The sequence below is a fragment of the Frankia sp. Mgl5 genome (genome assembly GCF_023242985.1).
In the GTDB taxonomy this organism is placed as follows: Bacteria; Actinomycetota; Actinomycetes; order Frankiales; family Frankiaceae; genus Parafrankia; species Parafrankia soli.
The window spans coordinates 1-5,479 of sequence record NZ_JALKFY010000714.1; the positions used below are offsets into that span (position 1 = coordinate 1).

General features: G+C 58.1%; 3 rRNA genes. All 3 read left to right on the top strand.

Features of this window, described 5'->3' with window-relative positions:
* Positions 1–184 precede the first annotated feature (184 nt).
* The 3 genes from MXD62_RS26800 (at position 185) to rrf (ending at position 5,403) form a co-directional block, all read left to right on the top strand.
* Positions 185–1,692: ribosomal RNA gene (locus MXD62_RS26800) — 16S ribosomal RNA — on the top strand.
* A gap of 411 nt (positions 1,693–2,103) precedes the next feature.
* Positions 2,104–5,214: ribosomal RNA gene (locus MXD62_RS26805) — 23S ribosomal RNA — on the top strand.
* A gap of 72 nt (positions 5,215–5,286) precedes the next feature.
* Positions 5,287–5,403, top strand: a 5S ribosomal RNA gene (gene rrf, locus MXD62_RS26810).
* The 16S, 23S and 5S rRNA genes sit together here, the layout of an rRNA operon.
* Positions 5,404–5,479: the final 76 nt, after the last annotated feature.

Genomic DNA, 5,479 nt, shown 5'->3' on the forward strand with positions numbered 1-5,479 from the left:
CTGCTCCTTGAGAACTCAACAGCGTACCGAATAGTCAGTGCCATATTTTTTAACCCCCGTCCATGGCCAGGGCTTAGTGCTTCTGGTTGTGGTGGGAAATTCCTTTGGCAATGACAGACTCATACGAGGATCTGTCTTGCCAGGATCGGTTGGGCTTGGCGGCCTGACCATCTCTTTCAAAGCATTGATGGAGAGTTTGATCCTGGCTCAGGACGAACGCTGGCGGCGTGCTTAACACATGCAAGTCGAGCGAGGAGCTTGCTCCTAGCGGCGAACGGGTGAGTAACACGTGGGCAACCTGCCCCAAGCTCTGGAATAACTCCGGGAAACCGGGGCTAATGCCGGATATGACATCATCGGGCATCTGGTGATGTGGAAAGATTTATCGGCTTGGGATGGGCCCGCGGCCTATCAGCTTGTTGGTGGGGTGATGGCCTACCAAGGCGACGACGGGTAGCCGGCCTGAGAGGGCGATCGGCCACACTGGGACTGAGACACGGCCCAGACTCCTACGGGAGGCAGCAGTGGGGAATATTGCGCAATGGGCGAAAGCCTGACGCAGCGACGCCGCGTGAGGGATGACGGCCTTCGGGTTGTAAACCTCTTTCAGCAGGGACGAAGCGAGAGTGACGGTACCTGCAGAAGAAGCACCGGCCAACTACGTGCCAGCAGCCGCGGTAATACGTAGGGTGCAAGCGTTGTCCGGAATTATTGGGCGTAAAGAGCTCGTAGGCGGCCTGTCGCGTCGGCTGTGAAAACCCGGGGCTCAACCCCGGGCCTGCAGTCGATACGGGCAGGCTAGAGTCCGGTAGGGGAGACTGGAATTCCTGGTGTAGCGGTGAAATGCGCAGATATCAGGAGGAACACCGGTGGCGAAGGCGGGTCTCTGGGCCGGAACTGACGCTAAGGAGCGAAAGCGTGGGGAGCGAACAGGATTAGATACCCTGGTAGTCCACGCCGTAAACGTTGGGCGCTAGGTGTGGGGGACCTTCCACGGCCTCCGTGCCGCAGCTAACGCATTAAGCGCCCCGCCTGGGGAGTACGGCCGCAAGGCTAAAACTCAAAGGAATTGACGGGGGCCCGCACAAGCGGCGGAGCATGTGGCTTAATTCGATGCAACGCGAAGAACCTTACCAGGGCTTGACATGCAGAGAAATCCTGTAGAGATATGGGGTCCTTAGGGGCTCTGCACAGGTGGTGCATGGCTGTCGTCAGCTCGTGTCGTGAGATGTTGGGTTAAGTCCCGCAACGAGCGCAACCCTTGTCCTATGTTGCCAGCGAGTCATGTCGGGGACTCATAGGAGACTGCCGGGGTCAACTCGGAGGAAGGTGGGGATGACGTCAAGTCATCATGCCCCTTACGTCCTGGGCTGCACACATGCTACAATGGCCGGTACAATGGGCTGCGATACCGCGAGGTGGAGCGAATCCCAAAAAGCCGGTCTCAGTTCGGATCGGGGTCTGCAACTCGACCCCGTGAAGTCGGAGTCGCTAGTAATCGCAGATCAGCAATGCTGCGGTGAATACGTTCCCGGGCCTTGTACACACCGCCCGTCACGTCACGAAAGTCGGTAACACCCGAAGCCGGTGGCCCAACCCTTGTGGGGGGAGCCGTCGAAGGTGGGACCGGCGATTGGGACGAAGTCGTAACAAGGTAGCCGTACCGGAAGGTGCGGCTGGATCACCTCCTTTCTAAGGAGCTTTCTGGCTGGGTGCCCCTGTAGTGGGTGGTTGCCTGGTCCAGGGCGATGATCAGTCGAGTGGCTGGTCTGGATGCTCATGGGTGGAACGCTGACTTGTTCTGCTGGCTGCGGTTCGGATTCTGGGTTCCTGTGTGGGCTTGGGGTTGGGGCTGGGGTTGGTGGGTCGGTACGCTGTTGGGTCCTGAGGGAGTTAGGTGCCCTCGTGTGTGGCCCTGTTTCTGTTCAATTTGCCTCGATGGCCTTCTGGTTGTCGGGGTTGTTGGGCGGGGTGGGTGTGCGGGCTGGTTGTGGTGGGATACCGCTGTCGCCTTTTGGGTGATGGGTTTGGTCTCACGGGCGCGGCTGGTTTCCGTTCGTAGTTTGAGAACTGCACAGTGGACGCGAGCATCTTTATCTTTGTGGCCAAGTTATTAAGGGCGCACGGTGGATGCCTTGGCACCAGGAGCCGATGAAGGACGTGGGAGGCTGCGATATGCCTCGGGGAGCTGTCAACCGAGCTATGATCCGAGGATTTCCGAATGGGGAAACCCGGCAGGGCTTTAAATCCTGTCACCCATGCCTGAACACATAGGGCATGTGGAGGGAACGCGGGGAAGTGAAACATCTCATTACCCGCAGGAAGAGAAAACAACCGTGATTCCGCGAGTAGTGGTGAGCGAAAGCGGATGAGGCTAAACCAGTTTCGTGTGATAGCCGGCAGGCGTTGCGTAGCTGGGGTTGTGGGACTGTTCTGATGTTGCTGCCGCTTCATCAAAGAGTTAGAAAACGTGTTGTTAGCCGAAGGTCATGCGAATGGACCGCCATAGAGGGTAATAGCCCTGTAGGTGAAAACGGCACGTCTCTTGAGCAGTATCCCAAGTAGCACGGAGCCCGTGAAATTCCGTGTGAATCTGGCGGGACCACCCGCTAAGCCTAAATACTCCCTGGTGACCGATAGCGGACTAGTACCGTGAGGGAAAGGTGAAAAGTACCCCGGGAGGGGAGTGAAATAGTACCTGAAACCGTGTGCCTACAATCCGTGGGGGCTGGGCTTTTCGGAGCCTGGTGACCGCGTGCCTTTTGAAGAATGAGCCTGCGAGTTTGCGGTGTGTGGCGAGGTTAACCCGTGTGGGGTAGCCGTAGCGAAAGCGAGTCCGAATAGGGCGTTGAGTCGCATGTCCAAGACCCGAAGCCGAGTGATCTACCCATGGCCAGGTTGAAGCGCGGGTAAGACCGTGTGGAGGACCGAACCCACCAGGGTTGAAAACCTGGGGGATGAGCTGTGGGTAGGGGTGAAAGGCCAATCAAACTCGGTGATAGCTGGTTCTCCCCGAAATGCATTTAGGTGCAGCGTCACGTGTTTCTTGCCGGAGGTAGAGCACTGGATGGCCTAGGGGGCCTACAAGCTTACTGAAGTCAGCCAAACTCCGAATGCCGGTAAGTGAAGCGTGGCAGTGAGACTGCGGGGGATAAGCTTCGTAGTCGAGAGGGAAACAGCCCAGATCGCCAGCTAAGGCCCCTAAGCGTGCGCTAAGTGGAAAAGGATGTGGAGTCGCATAGACAACCAGGAGGTTGGCTTAGAAGCAGCCACCCTTGAAAGAGTGCGTAATAGCTCACTGGTCAAGTGATTCCGCGCCGACAATGTAGCGGGGCTCAAGCGCACCGCCGAAGCTGCGGCATGCATAGTGAACCCGGCCTTTTCGGAGGTCCAGGTCTGTGCGTGGGTAGGGGAGCGTCGTATGGCGTGTGAAGCGGCGGGGTGACCCAGCCGTGGATGCCATACGAGTGAGAATGCAGGCATGAGTAGCGAATGACGGGTGAGAATCCCGTCCGCCGAATGACCAAGGGTTCCTGGGGCAGGCTTTTCCGCCCAGGGTGAGTCGGGACCTAAGGCGAGGCCGACAGGCGTAGTCGATGGACAACGGGTTGATATTCCCGTACCGGCGCTGACGCGCCCATGCTGAACCTGGTTTGTGCTAACCGTTCTGGTTCTTGTTCTGCCTTCGGGTGGGGCTTGGGCTGGTCGGGACCCCGGCTGGTAGTAGGCAAGCGATGGGGTGACGCAGGAGGGTAGTCCAACCCAGGAGGTGGTTTTCCTGGGGCAAGGGTGTAGGGCGAAGTGCAGGTAAATCCGTGCTTCATGTGCCTGAGACCTGATGCCGAGCCGATTGTGGCGAAGTGGGTGATCCCATGCTGCCGAGAAAAGCCTCTAGCGAGTGTCAGGGCCGCCCGTACCCTAAACCGACACAGGTGGTCAGGTAGAGAATACCGAGGCGTGCGAGTGAACTGTGGTTAAGGAACTCGGCAAAATGCCCCCGTAACTTCGGGAGAAGGGGGGCCACTTCCTGTGTAGGAGTTTACCTCCGAAGCGGGGAGGGGCCGCAGAGACCAGGGGAAAGCGACTGTTTACTAAAAACACAGCTCCGTGCGAAGTCGTAAGACGATGTATACGGAGTGACGCCTGCCCGGTGCTGGAACGTTAAGGGGACGGGTTAGCTCTTCGGGGCGAAGCTCAGAACTTAAGCGCCAGTAAACGGCGGTGGTAACTATAACCATCCTAAGGTAGCGAAATTCCTTGTCGGGTAAGTTCCGACCTGCACGAATGGCGTAACGACTTTCCTACTGTCTCAACCACAGACTCGGCGAAATTGCATTACGAGTAAAGATGCTCGTTACGCGCGGCAGGACGGAAAGACCCCGGGACCTTTACTACAGCTTGATATTGGTGTTCGGTTCGGTTTGTGTAGGATAGGTGGGAGACTGTGAAGCTGGGACGCCAGTTCCGGTGGAGTCATTGTTGAAATACCACTCTGGTCGTACTGGATGTCTAACCTCGGTCCGTGATCCGGATCAGGGACAGTGTCAGGTGGGTAGTTTAACTGGGGCGGTTGCCTCCTAAAGGGTAACGGAGGCGCCCAAAGGTTCCCTCAGCCTGGTTGGCAATCAGGTGTTGAGTGCAAGTGCACAAGGGAGCTTGACTGTGAGACAGACATGTCGAGCAGGTGCGAAAGCAGGGACTAGTGATCCGGCGGTGGCTTGTGGAAGCGCCGTCGCTCAACGGATAAAAGGTACCCCGGGGATAACAGGCTGATCTTGCCCAAGAGTCCATATCGACGGCAAGGTTTGGCACCTCGATGTCGGCTCGTCGCATCCTGGGGCTGGAGTAGGTCCCAAGGGTTGGGCTGTTCGCCCATTAAAGCGGTACGCGAGCTGGGTTTAGAACGTCGTGAGACAGTTCGGTCCCTATCCGCCGCGCGCGCAGGAGACTTGAGAAGGGCTGTCCCTAGTACGAGAGGACCGGGACGGACGAACCTCTGGTGTGCCAGTTGTTCTGCCAAGAGCATGGCTGGTTGGCTACGTTCGGAAGGGATAACCGCTGAAAGCATCTAAGCGGGAAGCTCGCTTCGAGATGAGGTCTCCCACAGGGTAGCCTGGTAAGGCCCCCGACTAGATGATCGGGTTGATAGGCCGGAGGTGGAAGTGCGGCAACGCATGGAGCTGACCGGTACTAATAGGCCGAGGGCTTGACCACAAAGATTCTGCTGTTCTGCGTCCACTGTGCGGTTCTCGGGCTGCGACCGGTTTCGGTTGGGTCTGATAGTGTTTCGGTGGCTTTGGCGAAGGGGAAACGCCCGGTTCCATTCCGAACCCGGTAGCTAAGCCCTTCAGCGCCGATGGTACTGCGTGGGTGACCGCGTGGGAGAGTAGGACGCCGCCGGACTTCTTTTGGTGGGGGCTGTTTCTGGCTGTGGCCGGGAGCAGCCCCCACCTGTATTTCCGGACCTTTTCCCGGCCGA